This is a genomic window from Chryseobacterium panacisoli (assembly GCF_008274625.1).
Lineage (GTDB): Bacteria > Bacteroidota > Bacteroidia > Flavobacteriales > Weeksellaceae > Chryseobacterium > Chryseobacterium panacisoli.
Genome location: NZ_VTRU01000005.1, coordinates 221,588 through 243,680, shown reverse-complemented (window position 1 = coordinate 243,680; position 22,093 = coordinate 221,588). Strand labels below are relative to the sequence as shown.

General features: G+C 39.0%; 19 protein-coding genes and 1 riboswitch. Of the genes, 10 read left to right on the top strand and 9 right to left on the bottom strand.

What is annotated here, in order from left to right; all coding sequences use genetic code 11:
• The first annotated feature begins 75 nt into the window (after positions 1-75).
• From FW781_RS18535 to FW781_RS18510, 6 genes are all read left to right on the top strand, one after another.
• Positions 76-1,527 carry a bifunctional 2-methylcitrate dehydratase/aconitate hydratase gene (locus tag FW781_RS18535; protein ID WP_149388772.1) on the top strand — a complete coding sequence of 484 codons (1,452 nt, stop codon included), beginning with the start codon at positions 76-78 and terminating at the stop codon, positions 1,525-1,527.
• A gap of 135 nt (positions 1,528-1,662) precedes the next feature.
• Positions 1,663-3,159, top strand: coding sequence for a CoA-acylating methylmalonate-semialdehyde dehydrogenase (locus tag FW781_RS18530; RefSeq protein ID WP_149388771.1), 1,497 nt, complete (start codon positions 1,663-1,665; stop codon positions 3,157-3,159).
• Positions 3,160-3,235: 76 nt separating this feature from the next.
• On the top strand, positions 3,236-4,396 hold the full coding sequence (locus tag FW781_RS18525; RefSeq protein ID WP_149388770.1) for an acyl-CoA dehydrogenase family protein: 1,161 nt from the start codon (positions 3,236-3,238) through the stop codon (positions 4,394-4,396).
• A 125-nt stretch (positions 4,397-4,521) separates the two neighbouring features.
• Complete coding sequence (locus FW781_RS18520; RefSeq protein WP_149388769.1) at positions 4,522-5,619, top strand: enoyl-CoA hydratase/isomerase family protein; 1,098 nt, start codon at positions 4,522-4,524, stop codon at positions 5,617-5,619.
• 109 nt (positions 5,620-5,728) lie between these two features.
• Positions 5,729-6,613, top strand: a complete 885-nt coding sequence (mmsB, locus tag FW781_RS18515; protein WP_149388768.1) for a 3-hydroxyisobutyrate dehydrogenase — start codon at positions 5,729-5,731, stop codon at positions 6,611-6,613.
• 2 nt (positions 6,614-6,615) lie between these two features.
• Positions 6,616-7,398 carry an enoyl-CoA hydratase/isomerase family protein gene (locus FW781_RS18510; protein ID WP_149388767.1) on the top strand — a complete coding sequence of 261 codons (783 nt, stop codon included), beginning with the start codon at positions 6,616-6,618 and terminating at the stop codon, positions 7,396-7,398.
• Between the two features lie 113 nt (positions 7,399-7,511).
• Here the strand turns inward: FW781_RS18510 and FW781_RS18505 are convergent, their stop codons facing one another.
• Positions 7,512-7,973, bottom strand: a complete 462-nt coding sequence (locus tag FW781_RS18505) for an Lrp/AsnC family transcriptional regulator (RefSeq protein WP_149388766.1) — start codon at positions 7,971-7,973, stop codon at positions 7,512-7,514.
• A 195-nt stretch (positions 7,974-8,168) separates the two neighbouring features.
• Positions 8,169-8,355: riboswitch (cobalamin riboswitch) on the top strand.
• 179 nt (positions 8,356-8,534) lie between these two features.
• Here FW781_RS18505 and metE point away from each other — a divergent pair.
• Entirely contained in the window at positions 8,535-10,838 is a 2,304-nt protein-coding gene (metE, locus tag FW781_RS18500; protein ID WP_149388765.1) for a 5-methyltetrahydropteroyltriglutamate--homocysteine S-methyltransferase, read from the top strand.
• 221 nt (positions 10,839-11,059) lie between these two features.
• Here metE and FW781_RS18495 read toward each other — a convergent pair whose 3' ends face one another.
• Together FW781_RS18495 and FW781_RS18490 are read right to left on the bottom strand one after the other, a co-directional pair.
• Positions 11,060-11,857 carry a helix-turn-helix domain-containing protein gene (locus FW781_RS18495; protein WP_149388764.1) on the bottom strand — a complete coding sequence of 266 codons (798 nt, stop codon included), beginning with the start codon at positions 11,855-11,857 and terminating at the stop codon, positions 11,060-11,062.
• A gap of 126 nt (positions 11,858-11,983) precedes the next feature.
• A complete protein-coding gene (locus FW781_RS18490; RefSeq protein ID WP_149388763.1) occupies positions 11,984-13,399 on the bottom strand; it encodes an aldehyde dehydrogenase family protein in 1,416 nt (471 codons plus the stop codon).
• A 520-nt stretch (positions 13,400-13,919) separates the two neighbouring features.
• Between FW781_RS18490 and FW781_RS18485 the strand changes: the two genes are divergently transcribed.
• Positions 13,920-14,567: a DUF1062 domain-containing protein gene (locus tag FW781_RS18485; RefSeq protein ID WP_149388762.1), complete on the top strand. Its 648-nt coding sequence runs from the start codon at positions 13,920-13,922 to the stop codon at positions 14,565-14,567.
• Between the two features lie 50 nt (positions 14,568-14,617).
• Here FW781_RS18485 and FW781_RS18480 read toward each other — a convergent pair whose 3' ends face one another.
• The 6 genes from FW781_RS18480 to FW781_RS18455 form a co-directional block, all read right to left on the bottom strand.
• Positions 14,618-15,850, bottom strand: coding sequence for an RNA polymerase sigma factor (locus FW781_RS18480; RefSeq protein WP_149388761.1), 1,233 nt, complete (start codon positions 15,848-15,850; stop codon positions 14,618-14,620).
• 32 nt (positions 15,851-15,882) lie between these two features.
• A complete protein-coding gene (locus FW781_RS18475; RefSeq protein ID WP_149388760.1) occupies positions 15,883-16,224 on the bottom strand; it encodes a YciI family protein in 342 nt (113 codons plus the stop codon).
• Positions 16,225-16,301: 77 nt separating this feature from the next.
• Positions 16,302-17,213 (bottom strand): PhzF family isomerase, encoded by a 912-nt coding sequence (locus FW781_RS18470; protein ID WP_149388759.1) that lies wholly within the window; start codon positions 17,211-17,213, stop codon positions 16,302-16,304.
• A 138-nt stretch (positions 17,214-17,351) separates the two neighbouring features.
• Complete coding sequence (locus FW781_RS18465) at positions 17,352-17,753, bottom strand: DoxX family protein (RefSeq protein WP_149388758.1); 402 nt, start codon at positions 17,751-17,753, stop codon at positions 17,352-17,354.
• A 13-nt stretch (positions 17,754-17,766) separates the two neighbouring features.
• On the bottom strand, positions 17,767-18,387 hold the full coding sequence (locus FW781_RS18460; protein ID WP_149388757.1) for a hypothetical protein: 621 nt from the start codon (positions 18,385-18,387) through the stop codon (positions 17,767-17,769).
• 63 nt (positions 18,388-18,450) lie between these two features.
• Positions 18,451-19,053: a Crp/Fnr family transcriptional regulator gene (locus FW781_RS18455; RefSeq protein ID WP_149388756.1), complete on the bottom strand. Its 603-nt coding sequence runs from the start codon at positions 19,051-19,053 to the stop codon at positions 18,451-18,453.
• Between the two features lie 187 nt (positions 19,054-19,240).
• On the opposite strand from FW781_RS18455, the gene FW781_RS18450 reads away from it, so the two are divergent.
• Entirely contained in the window at positions 19,241-20,296 is a 1,056-nt protein-coding gene (locus tag FW781_RS18450; protein ID WP_149388755.1) for a helix-turn-helix domain-containing protein, read from the top strand.
• 118 nt (positions 20,297-20,414) lie between these two features.
• Positions 20,415-22,055: a serine hydrolase domain-containing protein gene (locus FW781_RS18445; RefSeq protein WP_149388754.1), complete on the top strand. Its 1,641-nt coding sequence runs from the start codon at positions 20,415-20,417 to the stop codon at positions 22,053-22,055.
• Positions 22,056-22,093 lie beyond the last annotated feature (38 nt).

Sequence of the window (22,093 nt, the reverse complement as noted above, 5' to 3'; positions counted from 1 at the left end):
AATGAAAAAGTAATCATTCATTTTCAATTTTTTACTCTTAACTTTTACTTAATTAAATTTTTCAACGATAAAAAAATGAGTTCACACATCTCAAACGAAAGACCACAACCCGATCAGGTATTAGCAAACATTGCAGACTATGTCTTACACTACGAAATTAAAAATGACCTGGCATGGAAGACTGCCCATTACTGTCTTCTTGATACAATAGGCTGTGGTCTGGAAGCATTGACTTACCCTGCCTGTACAAAGCTTTTGGGACCTGTAGTAAAAGGAACAGTAGTTCCTAACGGAGCAAAAGTACCGGGTACCCAATTCCAGCTGGATCCCATTCAGGCAGCGTTCAATATCGGGGCTATCATCCGTTGGCTGGATTTCAATGATACATGGCTGGCTGCAGAATGGGGGCATCCTTCTGATAATCTTGGAGGAATTTTAGCAACGGCAGACTGGTTATCCAGAACAAATATTGCCGAAGGAAAAGCACCTTTAAAAATGGAGCAAGTACTGGAAGCAATGATCATGGCCCACGAAATTCAGGGCGTAATGGCACTGGAAAATTCATTCAATAAAGTAGGGCTGGACCACGTTTTATTGGTAAAGCTCGCTTCTACAGCCGTAGTAGGAAAGCTGATCGGATTAAACCGTGAAGAAATTATCAATGCCGTATCACTGGCTTTTGTGGACGGGCAGTCTTTAAGAACTTACCGCCACGCTCCCAACACAGGTTCCCGCAAATCGTGGGCTGCAGGAGATGCTACTTCAAGAGCGGTACGCCTTGCGCTGATTGCAAAAACAGGAGAAATGGGCTATCCATCTGTATTGACTGCAAAAACATGGGGATTCTATGATGTCTCCTTCAAAGGAAATGAATTCAAATTCCAAAGAGAATACAGCTCTTATGTAATGGAAAATGTACTCTTTAAAATTTCTTTTCCTGCTGAATTTCACTCACAGACAGCAGTGGAAGCCGCAATGACATTACACGCAACTTTAAGAGACCTTGGGAAAACAACAAATGATATCAAAAAAATTACCATCCGTACCCATGAAGCTGCTATTAGAATTATCGATAAAAAAGGACCGTTGAATAATCCTGCTGACCGTGATCACTGCATCCAATATATGGTGGCAGTACCTTTGATCTATGGAAGACTGACAGCTGCCGATTATGAAGATAACATCGCTTCAGACCCAAGAATTGATGTACTTCGTGACAAAATTGAATGTGTGGAAGACGTTCAGTTTACGGCAGATTATCACGATCCGGAGAAACGCTCCATTGCGAATGCGATGACGGTAGAACTTAATGACGGAACTGTTTTAGACGAAATAGTGGTAGAATATCCTATTGGGCACAAGCGCAGAAGAGATGAGGGTATTCCGGAACTGATCAAGAAATATAAAATTAATCTTGCCCGTATTTTCCCGGAAAAACAACAAAGAACGATCCTTGAAAAATCATTGGAATATGACACATTGGTGAATCTTAACGTCAATGAATTTGTAGATCTTTTAGTCATTTAAAATCAATAAGAAAATGGAGAATTGAGTATCAAAACGTTTTTAAAGAATAGTCGGTATTTTTTTGAAAAATGATCAATTCTCCATTCTCATTTTTTATGATTAAACGTTCAATACTCCATTTTTAATTTAAAAACTATGTCACAAAAAATAAAAATATTAATCAATGGAAATTTTACAGAAAGTAAAACGAAAAACTATCTTCCTGTAGAAAACCCTGCTTCACAGGAGATCCTTGCAGAAGTTCCTCTCACAGAATTATCTGAAATAGATGAAGCCATTGAAGCCGCTGTGGAAGCCTTCAAAATCTGGAAAGAAGTTGCCACTCCGGAAAGAGCAAGACTGTTTCTGAAATATCAGCACCTTTTAAAAGAACATCAAAAAGAAATTGCGGAAATTCTTTCCAAAGAAAATGGAAAAACGTTTGCCGATGCTATGGGAGATGTATGGCGCGGTATAGAAGTGGTAGAGCATGCCTGTAATATTCCCACCCTGATGATGGGGGAAACAGTAGAAAACGTAGCAAGAGGGGTAGATACTTACAGTTACATTCAGCCTCTCGGCGTCTGTGTAGGAATTACTCCTTTCAACTTTCCGGCTATGATTCCTCTGTGGATGTTTCCTATGGCGATAGCATGTGGTAATACCTTTATTTTAAAACCTTCCGAGCAGACTCCTATGACGTCTATGAAAATGGCAGAGCTGTTTTTGGAGGCAGGCTTTCCTAAAGGCGTATTAAATATTGTACATGGCACTAAAGATCAGGTAAATCATATTTTGAACCATGCTGACATCAGGGCTATTTCATTTGTAGGCTCTGTACCGGTTGCAGAACACGTTTACCGCACAGGAACCGATAATCTGAAAAGAGTTCAGGCTTTTGGCGGTGCCAAAAATCATATGGTGGTCATGCCAGATGCCAATAAAAATCAGGTGATCAATAATCTGGTGGGAGCTTCCTGTGGTGCGGCAGGCCAGCGATGTATGGCGATCAGTGTAGCGGTATTGGTAGGAGAGGCACAAAACTGGATAGAAGATATTAAAACTGCTTTAAGTACAATAAAACCGGGAGTCTGGTCTGATGAATCTGCTGCATTTGGTCCATTAATCAATAAGCAATCTAAAGAAAAAGTGCTAAGGTTAATCAAAAGTGCTTACGACCAGGGAGCAGAAGTTCTCTTGGATGGAAGCAGCTGTGCTGTAGAAGGCTATGAAAACGGATATTTTGTAGGACCAACCTTATTTAGCAATGTATCGGTGGATATGGATATCTACAAAGAAGAAATTTTCGGCCCTGCATTACTCTTATTAAAGGCAGAAACATTAGATGAAGCGATCAGAATCATTAATGAAAACCCATATGGAAACGGAACTTCTATTTTTACCAATTCAGGGGCTGCTGCAAGAAAATTCCAGCATGAAATTGAAGTCGGGCAGATTGGAGTTAATCTTCCGATTCCTGTTCCACTGCCGTTTTTCTCTTTTACAGGATGGCGGAAATCATTCTTTGGCGATCTGCATTCTTACGGAAAACAAGGTGTTCGTTTCTATACCGAAACCAAGACCATTACCGCCCGTTGGTTTGAAGAAGATGTGCCGGGAGGAAGCGTGAATATGACCATTAATTTAAAATAAGGAAAAATGGGTAATTGAAATAGTTAGCCTTCTCAATTATTCATTCTCAATTCAAATAATTTTTCAACTCAATACTATGGAGTTTAACCTAAATGAAGATCAGCTGGCATTTCAGAATGCTGCGAGAAAGTTTGCTGAAAAAGAGCTGTTTCCATATGCTTCGGAATGGGATGCTGAAAAGAAATTTCCCAAAGAAGCTATTGTTAAGGCCGGAGAATTGGGCTTCTGCGGTGTATACACCAGTGAAGAAGCCGGAGGATTGGGATTATCACGGCTGGATGCTGCTATTATATTTGAAGAATTAGCAGCAGCATGTCCTTCCACTACAGCCTATATTACCATACACAATATGGTTTCATGGATGGTTGATGAGTTTGGAACTGATGAAATCAGGAAAAAATTATGTCCGGATCTGGCATCAGGCAAACTCTTGGGCTCCTATTGCCTTACTGAACCAGACTCAGGCTCAGATGCAGCAGGGCTTAAAACAACAGCTGTAAAAAAAGGAAATAAATATAGTATTAACGGAACCAAAGCATTTATCTCAGGAGCAGGTGAAAGTGATATATTAATTGTCATGGCGCGTACAGGAGAATCCGGGACCAAAGGGATCAGTGCTTTTGTGGTACATGCGGATACTCCTGGAATCAGTTTCGGAGAAAAAGAAAAAAAGCTGGGCTGGAATACACAGCCGACCCGTTTTGTGTTTTTAGATCATGTGGAGGTAGAAGAGAAATATCTTTTAGGAACATTAGGAGAAGGATTTAAAATAGCTCTGAAAGGATTAGACGGAGGCCGCATCAACATCGGAACCTGTTCTGTAGGAGCAGCCCAGGGAGCAATTAATCAGGCCCAGCGCTATATGCATGAAAGACAGCAGTTCGGAAAATCACTGGCTCAGTTTCAGTCTCTTCAGTTTAAAATTGCAGATATGGTCACAGAACTGGTTGCAGCGCGTCAGATGGTACAGCTGGCAGCATTTAAGCTTGATGGCAAAGATCCCAATGCCACTACTTATTGTGCAATGGCGAAAAGACTCGCTACGGATATGAGTTTTAATATATGCAACGAGGCCCTTCAGATTTTAGGCGGCTATGGCTGTACGCAGGATTTCCCGGTCGAAAGGCTGATGCGCGATGCCAGAGTGCATCAGGTAGTGGAAGGAACCAATGAAATTATGAAACTCGTGATTTCAAGAAAGATCCTTGAAGAAGGAGCTACTTTACAAATAAGGTGATCAACAGATTTTCATCAATGTAGCATTTAACCAGGAGGCTGTCTAAACTTTTACGGTTTTGTAAAGTTCAGACTACTTTTAATAATAATCTTCAATTTTCAATTCTCAATTTTTAATTAATTACCATGAGTGTAATCATAACAGAAATAAAAAATAACGTCGGTATTATTACCCTGAATTCAGAGAAAACCCTCAATTCGCTGTCATTGGAAATGATAGAAGAACTGAAAATTGTTTTGGAAAGCTGGAAGACCTCTGATGAAGTAGCCTGCATATTCCTTCAGGGAGCTGGCGAAAAAGCATTTTGTGCAGGTGGTGATGTAAGAAAATTACATGATGTTATTATTGCCCAGCGAAAAATAGATGGTACAAAGGTACCGCAGGACTGTTTCGACTTCTTTTCAAAAGAATATCAGGTAGACTATACCATCCATACCTATCCAAAACCTGTCATCGTCTGGGGACACGGAATCGTCATGGGCGGCGGAATTGGTCTGATGGTAGGTGCCTCACACCGCATCGTTACAGAAAAAAGTAAGCTGGCAATGCCCGAAATTACAATTGGCCTGTACCCTGACGTGGGCGGAACCTGGTTTTTGAATAAAATGCCTTCTGCCTATGGAATTTACTTAGGTTTAACAGGCGCAAGATTGGATGGTGCAGATTGTAAATTCTTAGGACTGGCAGATTATTACATAGAATCCTCTTCAAAAGAGACTATTCTGAATGCCCTTCTGCAGGCAGATTGGAACAGAGCATCTCATAAAACTGTTTCCCATATTCTCGGAAATATTTCAAAAGAATTCATTATTCCTGAGTCTCAAGCGGAATTACACGCTTCTTTTATCAAGCAGTTTGAAGAAATCGACTCTCTGGAAGATTTCAGAAAAATATTAATCAGTCATAATGATAAAGATGAATGGATCAGTAACAGTGTAAAAAGTTTTGAAGCCGGATCTCCAAGTTCAGCGCACATTATTTTCAGACAATTGAAACAAGGTAAAGATTTAAGTCTTGAAGAGGTTTTTCAGTCTGAACTGAACCTGTCGTGCCAGTGCTGTATCCACCCTGATTTTGCAGAAGGGGTAAGAGCATTATTGGTAGACAAAGATATGTCTCCGAAATGGCAGCCTGCAACATGGGAAGAGATCACGGAAGAATGGATAGATTCCTATTTTAAAGAATTGAAAATGGAAAATGAAAAATTGAGAATAGAGATTTAAGTATTGAAAATAAAATTTTTATTCTCCGTTTTAAACATCCGGTTTTATAGATGTTTTTAATCAATAAAGAGTTTTGCACTCTCAACTTTAAACTTTAAACTAAGAAATTATGTCAAATATAGCATTCATAGGATTGGGAAATATGGGTGGGCCAATGGCCGTTAACCTGATCAAAAAAGGTCATCATGTGATGGGCTTTGATCTTTCAGAAGAAGCTTTGAAAATACTGGTTTCAGAAGGAGGACAGGCTGCCGAATCTGCTGTAGCTGCCTGTAAGGACGCAGATGTAGTGATTTCGATGCTGCCTTCCGGAAAACATGTGGCTGATCTTTATTCAGAGGAATTTATAAGCAGCCTGAAACCAAACACATTGTTGATCGACAGCAGTACCATTGATGCCGTTACAGCCCGTACAGTGGCTGAACTTGCTGTTTCAAAAGGCTGCAGAATGATAGATGCCCCTGTTTCCGGAGGAACTGCCGGAGCTCAGGCAGGTACACTCACCTTTATTGTTGGCGGTAAACAGGAAGACTACGAAAAAGCCAGGCCGATACTCAAATGTATGGGACAGAATATTTTTCATGCCGGAGAATCCGGAGCGGGACAGGTTGCCAAGATCTGTAATAATATGCTGCTGGCCATTCATATGATCGGAACTTCTGAGGCCATCAATCTGGGGGTAAAACATGGTCTTAATCCCCAGATATTAAGTGAGATTATGCAGAAAAGTTCCGGAAAAAACTGGTCTCTGGACGTGTATAACCCTTATCCTGGAGTGATGGAAAATGCTCCCGCTTCCCGTAATTACTCCGGTGGTTTTGCCGTTGACCTGATGACAAAAGATCTGGGCCTTGCTGCAGAAGCAGGCCTGGAAACGAAAACATCCACACCCCTAGGAAACACTGCATTGAATTTATACAGAATGTGGAGTGAATCCGGGAATGGGAAAACAGACTTTTCAAGTATTATTCAATTTCTAAACAGAGATCTTTAAAAATGACTTTTGAAACATTACTATATCAACAGAACGGACACATTGGAACTTTAACAATCAATCGTCCGCAGGCCTTAAATTCATTGAATGAACAGGTTTTACAGGAACTGAAATCATTTGCCGACCAGATAAAATCAGATGAAAATATCAGGGTATTAATCATTACCGGTTCCGGAGAAAAAGCTTTTGTTGCAGGAGCTGATATTAAAGCGATGCAGCAGATGACTCCTGCAGAAGCAGAAGCTTTTTCTATTGCTGCACAAACTGCTTTTAATGCCATTGAGGAACTTCCCTTTGCCGTGATCGCCGCTGTGAACGGTTTTGCATTGGGAGGAGGTTGTGAACTGGCATTATCCTGTGATATTATTCTTGCCAGTGGGAAAGCAAAATTTGGACTTCCTGAAGTGACATTAGGATTATTACCTTGTTTTGGAGGAACCCAGCGCCTTCCAAGAGCTATCGGATTATACAAAGCAAGAGAAATGGTGTTCTCCGGAGAATTTTATTCTGCAGAGGTGTGTCAAGATTTCGGTTTTGTTAATCATGTTTTTGCTCCTGAAGAATTACTGAACGAAGCTCAAAAACTGGCAGAAACAATTGCTGCAAGAGGGCCTGTAGCCGTGGCAAAAGCAAAACAGTCTTTAAATGCAGGATTTGAACTGCATATCAGAGAGGGATTGAAACAGGAAGCCGCCTTATTCGGAGAATTGTTTACGACACAAGATCATAATGAAGGCATCGGAGCATTTATAGAAAAAAGAACTCCGGACTTTAAAGGAAACTAATGAAATGGAAAGTTGAAAATTGAGAATTAAAAAAATTAAAGATGATGCCTGTCGGCCATTATGATTTGACAGGTTAAGTCATGCTATTTTTAATTCTCAATTTTCCATTCTTATTATATAGTAATTCCATGATTGTTTTTCACCTCAGCCATCACAAATGTACTGTGGGTACTCCCGATAGAATCTACAGATCCAAGTTTATTAAACACAAAATCCTGGTAATGCTTCATATCCCGTACCTGAACTTTCAGAAGAAAATCAAAATCTCCGGAAATATTGTAGCATTCCGCCACTTCCTCAATTTCTAAAATTTCTTTCACAAAATCATAGCCTACAGATCTGTCGTGAATTTTCAGTTTGATCTGACAGAAAACCGTAAACCCACGGTTGAGCTTTTCAGCATCAAGAACAGCTGCATACCTTTTCACAAATCCTTCCTGCTCCAGTCTTTTTACCCTTTCAAAAACAGGGGAAGTAGAGAGGTTCACTTCCTTTGCAAGCTCTTTAACGGTCAGTTTTGCATTTTTCTGGAGCAGCCTGAGCAGCTGTATATCCTTATCATCGAGTTGTTCCACAGAATATTATTCTTTTAGATTATAAAAACAGTCAAATGTAGAGAATTATATGCTTTTTATTGTGTTTTTAAAAGTTTATTTTGCTTAATAATTTGATTTTAATTGTATTTTTATTCTGTATTGTTAATTTTACACAAGATTAAAAACTTTTACTGATGATCATCATCATAGGTAAAAGTACAGTTCTTTAGAGATACTTCATCAAACAGGAAAGGTTTTACATAACGTAGATTAATAGGGAATCGTGTGAGAATCACGAGCTGTCGCGCAACTGTAAGTAACATACCAAAAGTTTCTGTCCTTGTATATCCACTGCCAAAATGCGGGAAGGATGACGGAAACTGTTACAAGTCAGGAGACCTGCCTTTACTGAACTGACGATGCTTTCGCGGTCTGAAGCTTTGGGTCATACAGATGATATATCGGATTTATGTATTTTCTCTTCCGGGGAAACTACGTCGTTCGCTATGTCATTATTTTCCTGAACTTCTTATCTGTTAAAACATTACGAAGCATTTTAAAAAGACTTTATCAATAAGTTTAATTAAAAAGTTTAAAAAAATGCAAACTCACATTCTGGGCTATCCGCGTATTGGTAGCAAAAGAGAACTCAAAAAAGCCTGCGAGCAATATTGGTCAGGTAAAATCCTTTTGGAAGAGCTTCTGAATACAGGCAGAAATATCTGTAACCAAAACTGGAACATTCAGAAAGAAGCAGGAATAGATCTTATTCCCTGTAACGATTTTTCATACTATGATCAGGTGCTGGACATGAGCCTTGTGGTAGGGGCAATTCCCACACGTTATCATGAAGTAGTGCTTAAAAAGAATAATTCTGAACTGGATCTTTATTTTGCTATGGCAAGAGGATATCAGAAAGAAGGATTGGATATCACTGCGATGGAAATGACAAAATGGTTTGATACCAACTACCATTATATTGTTCCTGAATTTTATAAAAACCAGCAGTTTAAACTGAGCTCAGATAAAATCTTCAATGAGTTTTCCGGAGCAAAACAGGCAGGAATCAATGCAAAACCGGTAATTATCGGACTGGTTTCTTATCTGTTATTGGGAAAAGAAAAAGAAGAAGGATTTGATAAACTGGATCTGGCTGTAAGCCTTCTTCCCGTATATATAGAGATTTTAACAAAACTTCAGGAACAGGGTGCAGAATGGATTCAGTTTGATGAACCTTTCTTAGCGTTGGATTTAACGGAGAAAGCGAAAGAAACATATCATTTCGTTTACACTGAAATAAGAAAACGTTTCCCGAAACTGAAATTTATTGTGGCCACTTATTTTGAAGGATTAAATGATAACGGATTGCTGGCAGCCTCACTTCCGGTGAATGTATTACATATAGATCTGGTAAGAAATCCTGAACAGCTGGACGGTATTCTGAATGTTATTCCGGAAAACTTAAGTCTTTCATTAGGATTGGTTGACGGAAGAAATATCTGGAAAAATGATTATGAAAAATCTTTGTCTTTCATTCAAAAAGCAGTTGATCAATTGGGGTCAGAAAGGGTTTTGATTGCTCCTTCCTCTTCATTACTGCATTCGCCATGTGATCTGGATTTTGAAACCACTCTTAACCCGGAAATTAAAAACTGGCTGGCTTTTGCCAAACAAAAAGTGACAGAAGTGGTAACGCTTAAAGAGCTGGCATCCGGAACAGAAAATGAACAGGTTCTTGCCTCTTTTGAAGAAAATAAAAAAGCAATTGCGAGCAGAAGAACATCCTCCCTTATTCATGATGATGAAGTGAAGCAAAGAGCAAATGAAGTTACTGAAAAAGATGCTCAAAGGATAAATACGTTCAGAATCCGTAAAGAAGAACAACAGAAAGTACTACAGCTTCCTGTATTCCCAACAACAACCATCGGGTCATTCCCACAAACTACGGAGGTAAGAAGCTGGAGGGCAAAATTCAAAAAAGGAGAGCTTACGGCAGAGCAATATGATACTTTACTGAAAGAAGAAACCCAAAGAACCATTAGGTGGCAGGAAGAAATAGGAATAGATGTATTGGTGCATGGAGAATTTGAACGTAATGATATGGTGGAATATTTCGGGGAGCAGCTGAAAGGGTTTGTGTTCACCAAAAACGGCTGGGTACAGAGCTATGGAAGCCGTTGTGTAAAACCTCCTGTGATCTTTGGTGATGTTTCCCGCCCGGCACCAATGACGGTATATTGGTCCCAATATGCACAATCCCAGACTGAAAAATGGGTAAAAGGAATGCTGACAGGTCCTGTTACGATTTTACAATGGTCGTTTGTACGTGATGATCAGCCCCGTTCAGAAACGTGCAAGCAAATTGCTCTGGCTATCCGTGATGAGGTTGTGGATCTTGAAAAAGCAGGGATCAGAATCATTCAGATTGACGAACCGGCTATAAGAGAAGGGCTTCCGTTACGAAAAGCAGAATGGCAGAGCTACCTGAAATGGGCCGTTGAAGCTTTCAGGATTTCAGCAAGCGGTGTGGAAGATGCTACACAGATTCATACCCATATGTGCTACTCGGAATTCAATGATATTATTGAAAATATTGCTGATATGGATGCAGACGTAATTACCATAGAATGTTCCCGTTCCCAGATGGAACTGCTGAATGCTTTCGCAGATTTTAAATATCCGAATGAAATTGGTCCCGGAGTATATGATATCCATTCCCCAAGAGTTCCGTCAAAAGAAGAAATGATTGAACTGCTGAGAAAAGCTCAAAACGTGATCCCTGCGAACCAGCTTTGGGTAAACCCCGATTGCGGACTGAAAACAAGACACTGGGAAGAAACAGAAAAAGCTTTGATAGCAATGGTGGCCGCAGCTAAAGAAGCTTCCGTAGAATACGCACTTTAAAAAAACTTTAAAATAATTAGATTCCACAATTCAGATCGTGTTATGATTTTCATAGCACGGTCTGTTATTTTAAAAGGATAAAAATAGGGTGGGCGTGTAATATTATATTCATTTATTCTTTGATAATCTTAAAAGCGATATGAAAGTGAAAATCATTACAATAGCTGTTGTCATTCTGGTGATCCTTGCTTTCAGATCCTTTTTCTTAGATGAAGTTTAAGTTATTTCGCCTGTAATGAACTTGGCGGATAGCCAAACTGCTTTTTAAATGCGAAGGAAAAATGCGATAAATTTTCAAAGCCAAGATCCAGATAAATATCAGAAACCGATCTCCCTTTTTGGGTCAGCAGAAAATGAGCTTCCTTTAATCGCCGAAGCTGCAGCCACTGTCTTGGCGGTATCCCAAATATCTTTTGAAAATCTCTTTTAAAGGCAGACAGACTTCTTCCGGTCAAATAAGCAAATCGCTCTACATTGACATTGAAATGAAAGTTTTTGTTCATAAAAGTTTCAATATCTATTTTGTAAGGCTCAGAGAAATCAAATAGAATATCTTTAAGACCTGGATCATCGCTCAGCATCAGAAGTAAAGCTTCTTTCTGTTTCAGACGCAGAAGTTCTGTGGAAGCAGGAAGTTCTTCATAGGCCAGTAAAGAGTACATAAAAGAAGTTAATGCCTTTTGATCCGGTTTTATAAAAGCCGGAACATTGTCCTTTTTCTCTGCCTGATATCCATATTCACGGCTGAAATCACGTAAGATGGCTTCATCAAAATAGATGGTGACTGTTCTTATCTCTCCATTTTTAGGAGGATATTTGGCAAACTTCAGGAGACGGTTTTTTCTCGCAGAATAAAGTTCCCCTTCTTTAAATATCGTCTTTGTGGTCCCGTCATTCAGCTCCATTTCCCCGGAAAGAACCAGCCCCAGGCTATGGATTCGTGCAAACTGTTCTCCTTCCCTGAATTCTGAAAAATGACAGGAATAATTAATAGGTAAAGGAATAGTATTTTCGCTCATGGCTCAGACAGTTATTTCTTGATCGATTCTTTTTTCAAACTTACAAAACTTTTTTAGTATCAATAATGGGGTACTTATTGTTTAAATCCTCAAAGTCCCTATTCACAGACTTTGAGGATTTTACTATCAGGCAAGAATGGTCTTAGGTTCCAGATAAGCTTCCAGTCCAAATATACCATACTCACGGCCGATACCGCTTTGCTTAAACCCGCCGAAAGGAGCATAAGGATCATGCGAAAATCCATTGATACAGATTCTTCCGGCATCAATCTGTGCGGCAATACGTTCCGCATGCTCTTTATCGGAAGAACTGATATAAGCCGCCAGACCATAAGTGGTGTCATTGGCAATTGTTATAGCTTCCTCCTCATTAGTATAAGGAATAATAGACAGTACCGGGCCGAAAATTTCCTCCTGAGCGATACGCATATCATTACGAACATTGGTAAAGATGGTTGCTTTTACAAAATTACCGTTTTCAAGGCCTTCCGGTTTACCTTCACCACCTGCAAGCAGAGTTGCGCCTTCTTCCTGTCCAAGACGGATGTAGTTTTGTACCCTTTCAAACTGCTTGGTACTTACCATAGGTCCTACAAGAGTATCTTCATCGTTAGGGTTTCCTACTTTTACCTGTCCTGCAGCTTTTTTAGCCAGTTCATTCACTTCTTCCAGTCGGTTTTGGGGAACAAGCAGGCGGGTAGGAGCGATGCAAGCCTGCCCGTTGTTCATGTACGCTCCGAAAACAGCCATAGGAATAGCTTTTTCCAGATCGGCATCTTCAAGAATGATATTCGGAGACTTTCCGCCGAGTTCAAGGGTTACCCTTTTCATCGTGTCTACGGCTCCTTTCGCAATAGCTTTTCCTGTAAGTGTGGACCCGGTGAAAGATATTTTTGCGATATCGGGATGCTGGGTGATCTCTGCACCTACTACATTTCCTAACCCGTTTACAATATTGAATATCCCTGCGGGCAGACCGGCTTCATGGAAACATTCAGTAAGCAGCTGAGTTTGGGCAGCACTCATTTCACTTGGTTTGATAACGGCTGTACATCCGGCAGCAATAGCGGTAGCCAGTTTATTGCAGATAAAACTGTTGCTGGCATTCCATGGGGTAATGATTCCTACCACTCCCAAAGATTCAAAACGTACTTTAGAATGTCCAACCGTTTTTTCAAAGTCATAAGATTCCAGAGTGGTAATGGTTGTTGTAAAGGCTGAAATTGCATTTTGAACACTCATTCTGCAGAACTGCAGGGTTCCACCATATTCATTTACCATCACAGAAACCAGTTCATCTTCCCGCTTGCTCACAGCTTCATGCAGTTTTTGAAGTAAACCGATACGTTCTTTTTTTGTCGTTTTTGAAAAGGTTTTAAAAGCTTTCTTTGCTACAGCGATGGCCATTCGGGTGTCTTCTTCATTTCCCAGAACAACTTCTCCTGTTTTTTGATTGGTCGTGGGATTGATAAGGTCAAATGTTTCTGTTCCGTTCGGTGTAACAAATTCACCGTTGATGTAAATTTTATTAATCTGTTTCATTTTGATGATTTTAATATGACAAAGTTCGCCAGAAACAGAAAAGGTAAGTTTGCTGTATGGTTCAATTTTTATTTGTTGTATGGTTCATTTTTAAGAAACCAATTTCTATGGGAAATAAAGGCTGCTGGTTTTTCTTTTTGAATTAATATGAAAAAATGGACTGTTCTTCACTGAAAATGATTATTTTTATCATAACCAAGTAAACAGGTCGTTTTGAGAACAACACTTAAACTTATTACTGCTTAGTATCAGTCTCCGTAACCACAGGCTGATCGTTCTTTCGTTTGGGTAATTCTGCCCGAACAGGTTTTCATTTCATCATATTATGTATTGCATTGCCTGCAAAGGCAGCTATATCTGTTGTTTTGTCTTAATCATTATGATTTTCAAAGACTGAAATACAGATCAAATTATACCTTAAGAATAGTCTTTGGGTAAATCTCAGATGTATCAACCTTCTTGTAATGCGTGCATAATATGGAAAAAATCCAACAAAGAATAGCAAGCACGATTATAAGTAATGAGTACAAAACATATTTGGGAGGTAAAAGCGAAAAATACTCCCTTACTAAAAAAGAAATGCAGTCATTGTAACAGCGACAGGTTTTATTGCAGCGATAAGTTCAGACTGAATGCTCAAAAAAAGAATATTGATATATGGTTGATTTACCGATGTGTAAAATGCAGCAGCACCTATAACATGACTGTTTTTTCAAGAATAAGAACAGAATCTGTCAGTAAAGAACTGTTCAATAAATTTTCAGAAAATAATACGGAAATTGCCTGGCAATACGCCTTCTCGCAGGAGATAAAACGGAAAAATAACGTAGAAACAGATCTGGAAAGTGTAGAGTATGAAATTCTATACAATGGCATTCCTGTTGAAGATCTGATCAGTATGGAGAGTGAAATCATTTCGTTTCAGATACAGTGTTCTTTTGATTTTAATATAAGAATTTCAACCGTTATCAGGACCTGCTTAGGTCTTTCATCATCTAAATTGGACCTTCTGCTTGATTCAGACACTGTTTATTTTAACGGAAAGCCTTTACAAAAAAAGTACAAGATTAAAAACGGTGATATTGTTAACATCAAGAAACAAGCGCTGATCGACATCTATCTTATTGGGAAAGAAGACTTTTTTCTCAATGCTGTAAATGATAAATAATAAAAGAAGAGCCTCCTGATGATTATCGGGAGGCTTTTTTATCTTGAAATTTACTTTGTTTTTAAAAGATTAACCTGTTTCTGTAAAGTCTGTTTTTCCGGCTTTGATTTGGTCAGACGGATTGCTTCTTCAAAATGATAAATCGCCTGGTCCGGATGGATTTCAGAATATAAATATCCCAGCAAGCCATGATAATATTCGTTTCCGGTGAGATTAAGCTTTTCTGCTTCAGCAACAGCGATCTCATTACCATACACTTTGGAAAAAGCAAAAGCCCTGTTTAAGGAAGTAACCGGAGAGTATTCAATAATTACAAGCTGATTGTACAGGTTTAAAATATGCGGCCATTTATCTTTGGCAGATGAAGTATGCCAATACGCAATAGCTGCTTCCAGGTGGTATTTTGAAACGGAAGTACTGTTCATCTGACAGGATTCAATCAGGTAATAATTGCCTTTTTCGATCAAAGTTTTATCCCATAATGCTTCATCCTGCTCATCAAAAAGAATAGTCTCTCCTTCATCATTGGTCCTTGCATCCAGCCTTGAACTCTGAAAACACATTAAAGCCAGCAATGCATTGGTTTTTGGTGTATTGGTAAACGGATTGTCAGTAAGGATCAGAGTAAGCCTTATGGCTTCCAGGCAAAGGTCTTTACGGATCAAAAAATCATTCGTTCTTGAAAAATAGCCTTCATTAAACAATAAATATAAAGTAGCCAGTACCGTTTCCAGTCGTTGGTGAATATCCTGTTCACTTAAAGAATCTATCGTAAAATGGTGCATTCTGAGAGCTTCCCGCCCTCGTTGCAAACGTTTTTTTATAGTCTCTGTTTTAGAAAGAAAAGCGCTGGCGATTTCTTCCACACTGAAGCCGCAGAGAATCTGAAGAGCCAGGCATATTTGGGTTTCCAGGGAATTGACAGGATTACAGGTCACAAAAATCATTTCCAGCTGGCTGTCAGAGATGTTTTTGGTATCGAAATCTATGGTTGGATGCTCTTTTTCTGCAGTGCTTGCTTCATCTTTTTTATTTTTTTCAATAATGGAAAGGTGTTTGAAATAATCTTTTGCTTTATTCTTAGCCACTGTGTAAAGCCAGGCTGCAGGATTATCAGGAAGTCCGTTTAATGCCCAATATTCCGAAGCTTTCAGAAAGGTTTCGCTGGCAATATCTTCTGCAATTTCCATATGTTTGATATCAAAACTTCTGCAAAGTACAGCAACAATTTTACTGTACTCAGTTCTGAATAAATGCGGTGTTATTTCATTCGGATTGGTCATGACTGGTAAAAAGGCTTGACTTAAGGTAATGATTACAATTTACTGATTTCCCTTACTTCTACACTTCCTCCAAATAACAGGATAGGACATTCCTTACATAAAGCAGTGGCTTCTTCAATAGATTCCGCGTTGATAAGCGTGTATCCCATGATGGACTCTTTAATCTCAGCGTAAGGGCCATCAGAAATTATTCCGCCGGATTTTATAACCTGCCCTGTGCTTTCCAGACGGTTTCCTCTGTCTGCCAGTTTATTTTGCGCAGCAATTCCTGCAATCCAGTTCATCCATTTCTGGGTGTTGGCCTGCATTTGTTCCGGTGATGTCTTGGGCATAGACTTGTAGTCTGCACGGAAGACTAATAAGAATTCTTTCATTGTATTCAAATTTTGATTCATCTTAATGACGATCCGTTTTATTCAGTGGGGACAATTTTTTAATATAAATGTCAGAATTATTTCAAATCCATAGTGGTTCTGAAAACACCTACTGCATTTCCGGTAATACTGATGATATCGGGCTGATTGTCTTTCACGCTGACCCGTACTTTTACTTTACCAATCCTGTTGATGGCTTCCCCTTGTTTTCCGGTAAATTCAAAAATGTCATCAGTAGTTTCTATGATCTTGTTCTGAATAAAATAACCACCCAAAGGACCGTTTGCATTTCCTGTTACCGGATCTTCAGTAATACCGATGGCAGGGGCAAACATCCTTCCATTGGTTAATATTTCTTTTTCATTGGTATCAAAAGTAAATACAAAATACCCGTTACAACCGATTTCTTTACTGAGCTTTGTCAAAGTGGTAAGATCAGGAACCAGATGGCGTAAGGTCATATTGCTTTTAATGCCGATCATTACCTTTGAATGACCTGTAGAAGCGATTTGTACGGGGCATTTTTCATCAAGATCATCCATTGTCAGTCCCAGGGCCAGCACAATTTTTTGGGTCATTGAAGCATCAAAAACAGGACTCAGCTCAAATTTTCCCTGTGTCATGGTGATGAGATAATCATTGTTTTCTCTTTCAATATGAATAGGCAGTATTCCGATTTGGGTTTTGATTGTAATGGTACAGGAATCCAGCTGGTCTTCCTGAGCTTTTGCGTAGAGTGCGGCAATGGTAGCATGTCCGCAGGAGGGTACTTCTGTAGTAGGGGTAAAATACCTGACATGATAATCAAAATTTTCCTGGGGATTATCAGGTCTGAAAACAAATGCCGTTTCAGAATTATTAAGCTCTCTGGCAATAAGCTGCATTTCTTCAGACGTCATATTTTCAGCGTTCAATACAACTCCTGCAGGGTTTCCTTTGAATTTTTCTTTGGTAAAAGAATCAATTTGATACACGATAACTTCTTTCATAAAGGATGATTAAGTTTACTGTAAAAATACGGAATGAAACTGGTGATCCGATGCCTGTTTTATTGTCATTTGGCAAAAAATAAACCAGAATCCTTAGACTCCGGTTTATCAATAATGAATAGAAAGTTTCTGAGTATTTTAATCCCACTTATTTTGGGTTGAAACTGCATACTTTCCGGCACCTGTAAAGAAAAAGCTTAGACTTACCAGCATATAGATCACCAGTAATTCCAAAGCCCAGCCTCCAAATTCATTAAGCTTGAAAATATTGGCTGTCTGTGCAAGGATGGTGGCCGTAAAGCAATTGGCAGCAAAAACCATCCCTGCAAGGCGTGCCCGGAATCCTATAATCAACATAACGGGAGCTATAATTTCTCCTGCAAAGACACCATAAGCAAAGAATGTGGGTAAACCGTGCATGGCCATCATATCTTTAATAAATCCAACTCCGTGGATCAGTTTGCTGATTCCATAAACCGACATCGGAAATCCAATAGCTATTCTGGTGATAAGCATTCCTAAATCAATGTTCTTTTTCATTTCGTATTATTATTTAAAAGTTATATTTTATAAATGCCCCGATATTTTCCAGGGTCTTTTTTCCGTTGTTAAACTGATCAAAATTGGAAGCCAGCCCGTACATCATTTTATCCTGTTTTACACCAAGCCTGATGAACTGCAGTCCTCTGGGATACCCGCTGTCATCAAGGTTTCCTATAGCCAGCACACTGAAATATCCTTTAAGGTTACCCGTCAGATAAGGAGTGTATTCAAATGATATGGACTGTTCCAGAGAAAATCCTTTCTGATAGGTTGTTCCTATGGAGTAGGCGAGAGAATAGCCCGGCTGGACGATCTTGTATTGCAGATAAGCACTGAAAAATGCTCCAGGGTTTTTAATTCCAAATGCCGCATTGGCACTCAGCCTTTTGGTAAAGCTGTAAGCCAGCGTATTTCTGATGAAGAATATATTTTCTTTGTCTTTGGTGTATTCCGTATCAAATAAGGTAAGATTGTTCAGTTTCAGCCGTTCATTCAGCTGATAGTTGACATTGTGCATATAGGTATACGACCGATGTCCTAAAACAAGATCGGGAGTATAGGAAAGTTTCTGTGCATTCAGATTCAGGGAAGCTGATACAAGAGCTGTTATTGCAATGATTTTTGCCTTCATATTTCACTCATTAATTCTGTGAGCAAAATTATTCGGGCCGGAACGGAATAAACTTAAGAAATCTTAAGAAAGGTCAGACAGGTGTTTTTTTCTCAGATAACTCAGGTATTCTACGGTGATTCCCAGATAGGAAGCAATCATGTATTGAGGAAAACGCTGCTCAATATTGCGGTAGGTCGAGACGAATGTCCGGTATTTAGTATAGGCATCTACCCTTGAATGTTCAAAGGTTCTTTCTTGTAGCGTAACATAAGCAGACTGCATTTTCAGACGCCAGAATTCTGAGATAGCAGGAACTTCTTTGTATAATAATTCCAAGTTGCTTTTACTGATCTGTATAATGGTGGTTTCTTCATTGGCCTGAATAAACATTCTGGATGGCAATTCGCTCAGATAACTGTAAAGATCATTCACCCACCAGTTTTCAATGCCTAACTGGGTGGTATTTTCTTTTCCTTTTTCATCAATATGATAGGCGTACAGGCTTCCCTGAGCAATGTAACGCATGTGTCTGGAAATCTGTCCTTCACGAAGCAGATAGTCTTTCTTTTTGAGCTGTATAATTTCTAATTTTGAAGTGATACAGTCAATATCCTTATCTTCTAACGAAACGATTTCTTTAAAGTGCTCTATCAGCTGTGAAACTATAGGGTATGTATCTGTCATGAAGTAATGTGCTTTGTCCCCAACAATTATGGGCCTGCTCCGGCGCAAATTTACGTAAATATTAAAAACTTGTAATGATAAAGCTGGCTGAATACCCGCCGAAAGAAAAATGGGGTTTGAAAAATATGGGCTTCCAATGGGGTAAAGTACACAACAAGAAACTATTATTTGTAGTTTTGTAATTATCATGAAAATAGAGAATATGTCATTGATCAACGATTTGGGCAAGATTATTTTTTTCCTGTTTCTGCTGTTAAGCGCTTTCCTGATTACAGCAAAATCTGAAAGAAAACTACCGAATTATTTATTTGCTGCCTTTCTGTTGATTTCCGTCATTGATCTTTCTGGGTTTTTCCTGCCGCCGCCTGATAACAAGATAATCAAAGGATTCAAGCTGGCCAGTGTTCTGCTGCAGATGCCTTTGTATTTTCTGTATGTCAATGCGGCGTGTTATTATAATTTTACCCTTCGGACAAAACATCTTTTTCATGCAGTGCCGTTTTTGTGCTTCCTGGTCTGGTTTAGTATATCAGGAATTTCTCAGCAAAATGATCAGGCATTTGATATCGTTTCTACCATTCAGTATTACTTTTATATGGTTGCTGTATTTCTGGTGTTGAAAACATTCAGAAAGCTGTATCAGGAAAACTATTCCAGTAATCATCATCTTACCTATAAATGGCTGATGCAGACAACGATTCTCTTTTTGATCGGGAATACTTTTGTCCTGATCAGGGAATTATTAAAAGATAATGAAACTGCATTTTTATATTTATATACACTCAACTCGGTATTTGTATTGTTTGTCATCAGCTGGTTTGTATTGAATGCTTTATACCGTCCTAATCTTCTTGCGGGAATCAATAAAAATCTGATTCCTGTACAGCAAATTCAGGAACCCCGGAAAGAAGAGCCGGAGCAGTTGAAAAATCTCCTGAAATTTATGGAAACCGAAAAACCCTATCTGGATGATAAACTTACCTTACAGAAACTGGCGGAACAGATTGGTATGGCGGAAAAGCAGTTGTCGGTATTAATTAATCAGCATACAGGTAAACATTTTTTCGACTTTATTAATGAGTTCAGAATCAACAAAGCGAAAGCCCTTCTTAAAGATCAGCCTCAGCTTACGGTGCTTGAAGTGCTGTATGAAGTTGGATTCAATTCCAGATCTTCATTTTATACTGCTTTCAAAAAAGAAACAGGTGTTACGCCTACAGATTACAGAAAATCAGCAGTGTAAATAGTGTCCGATTTTAAGTCGGACTGATTTTCCAGATAAAAAGAGTCCGATTTCCGGTAGTCGGATATTTAAATCAGTACAAAGTTTCAGATTTGCTTCATCATTAAAATTTAAACAGATGAAACCACAAATCAGATTCGCATTGTTTCTTTTTACCATTCTGAACACCGGATTTTATTCCGGACAGCTGATCAGGCAGGATAAAATACAAAAAGCAGATTCCCTCGTGAGAAGCTACTCCAAATCCAATGAACCCGGAATGGCTGTAGGGATTATCAAAGACGGAAAAGTTATCTATAAAAAAACATACGGACTTGCCAATATTGAAGACCGGATTCCAGTAACGGATTCCACAGCTTTTGATATTGCTTCCGTTTCCAAACAATTTACTGCATTGGTCATACTTTTGGCTGAAAAGGAAGGCCGATTGTCATTGGAAGATGATATCAGAACTTATCTGCCGGAGCTGAAAAATTTACCTTATAAAATCACGATCAGGCAGCTGGCTAATCACATCCATGGTCTGCCGGACTTTACAAGCATCAAACGGTTGCAGGGATTTGGAGATGAATTCCGGGTGACGAATGCGGATGCCATAAAAACTGTTTTGGCGATTAAAAGTATCAATTTTAAACCTGGTGATGAATACAGATACAATAATACAGGATTTATGCTGTTGGCAGAAATTCTTCACAGGGTTTATAAAAAAGATTTTACCGAGATCCTTAAAGAATATATTTTCAAGCCACTGCACATGGATCATACGATGGCCGTGGATGATCCGGTGAAAATTATCCCGAATAGGGCGGAGTCTTACCAGGAAAAAAGTTCCGGTTTTGTAAAAACACCTCTGGGACAAATGGAAAATGGTTCTTCCAATATTTTTACCACTTTGAATGATCTGTGTATATGGGCTGCCAACTTTCAGAAACCATCCGTCGGAAGCCGTGAAATTTATAATAAGATGCAGCAAAGTACCTTATTGAATGCCGGTGAAAAAATAGAATACGGATTGGGTTTACAAACCGGAAAGTATAAAGGACTGGATATTGTATTTCATGGGGGAGGCACAGCCAGCTACAGATCTTATATCCTTCATATTCCTGCTTATCATCTGTCTATTGTTCTTGCGGGAAATAAAAGTGTCTTTGATGGATTGCTGATTGCCTACGGATTAGTAGACGTATTGCTTAAAGATCAGCAGACGTTTCCGGTACCTCCTGAAAAAATAGATTATACCACTGCTGAGTTAAAGCCATTTGCAGGAACTTACGAGATCAATCCCGGAAATTACCTGGATATTAAAACAGATGGCAAAAATCTTTACTGGGATCATAATAAAGCGCCTTTAAAAGCAGCAGGAGATCATAAATTTGATATTCCTTTTCTTCCCACCGCAAGCTTCACATTTCATCCCGGGAAGCTAACGTACAGGATCGGTGACTTTACATTCATCTGTAAAAAAGTAATATTAAAGCCTTTGAATGAAGACAAGATTGATCTTAATAAATATGCCGGGTTTTATAGAAATGAAGAATTCAATACCATTTATCAGTTGGTTGTTGAAGGCAATAAGCTTGTTGCCAGACATGCTATAAACCCTGATATCCCATTATATTTTCTAAGTGAGTCAGAAGTTTATTCCTATAAATCAATCTTTGGCCGTATTAAATTTAAAAATGATAGGAACAATACAATTTCAGGATTTATGCTTTCCGGAGCGAGCCTTAACCAGATTGAATTTAAAAGAATAAAATAGCTTTCAAAAGTGCCATTTCGGATATTGTGCAGTTAAAG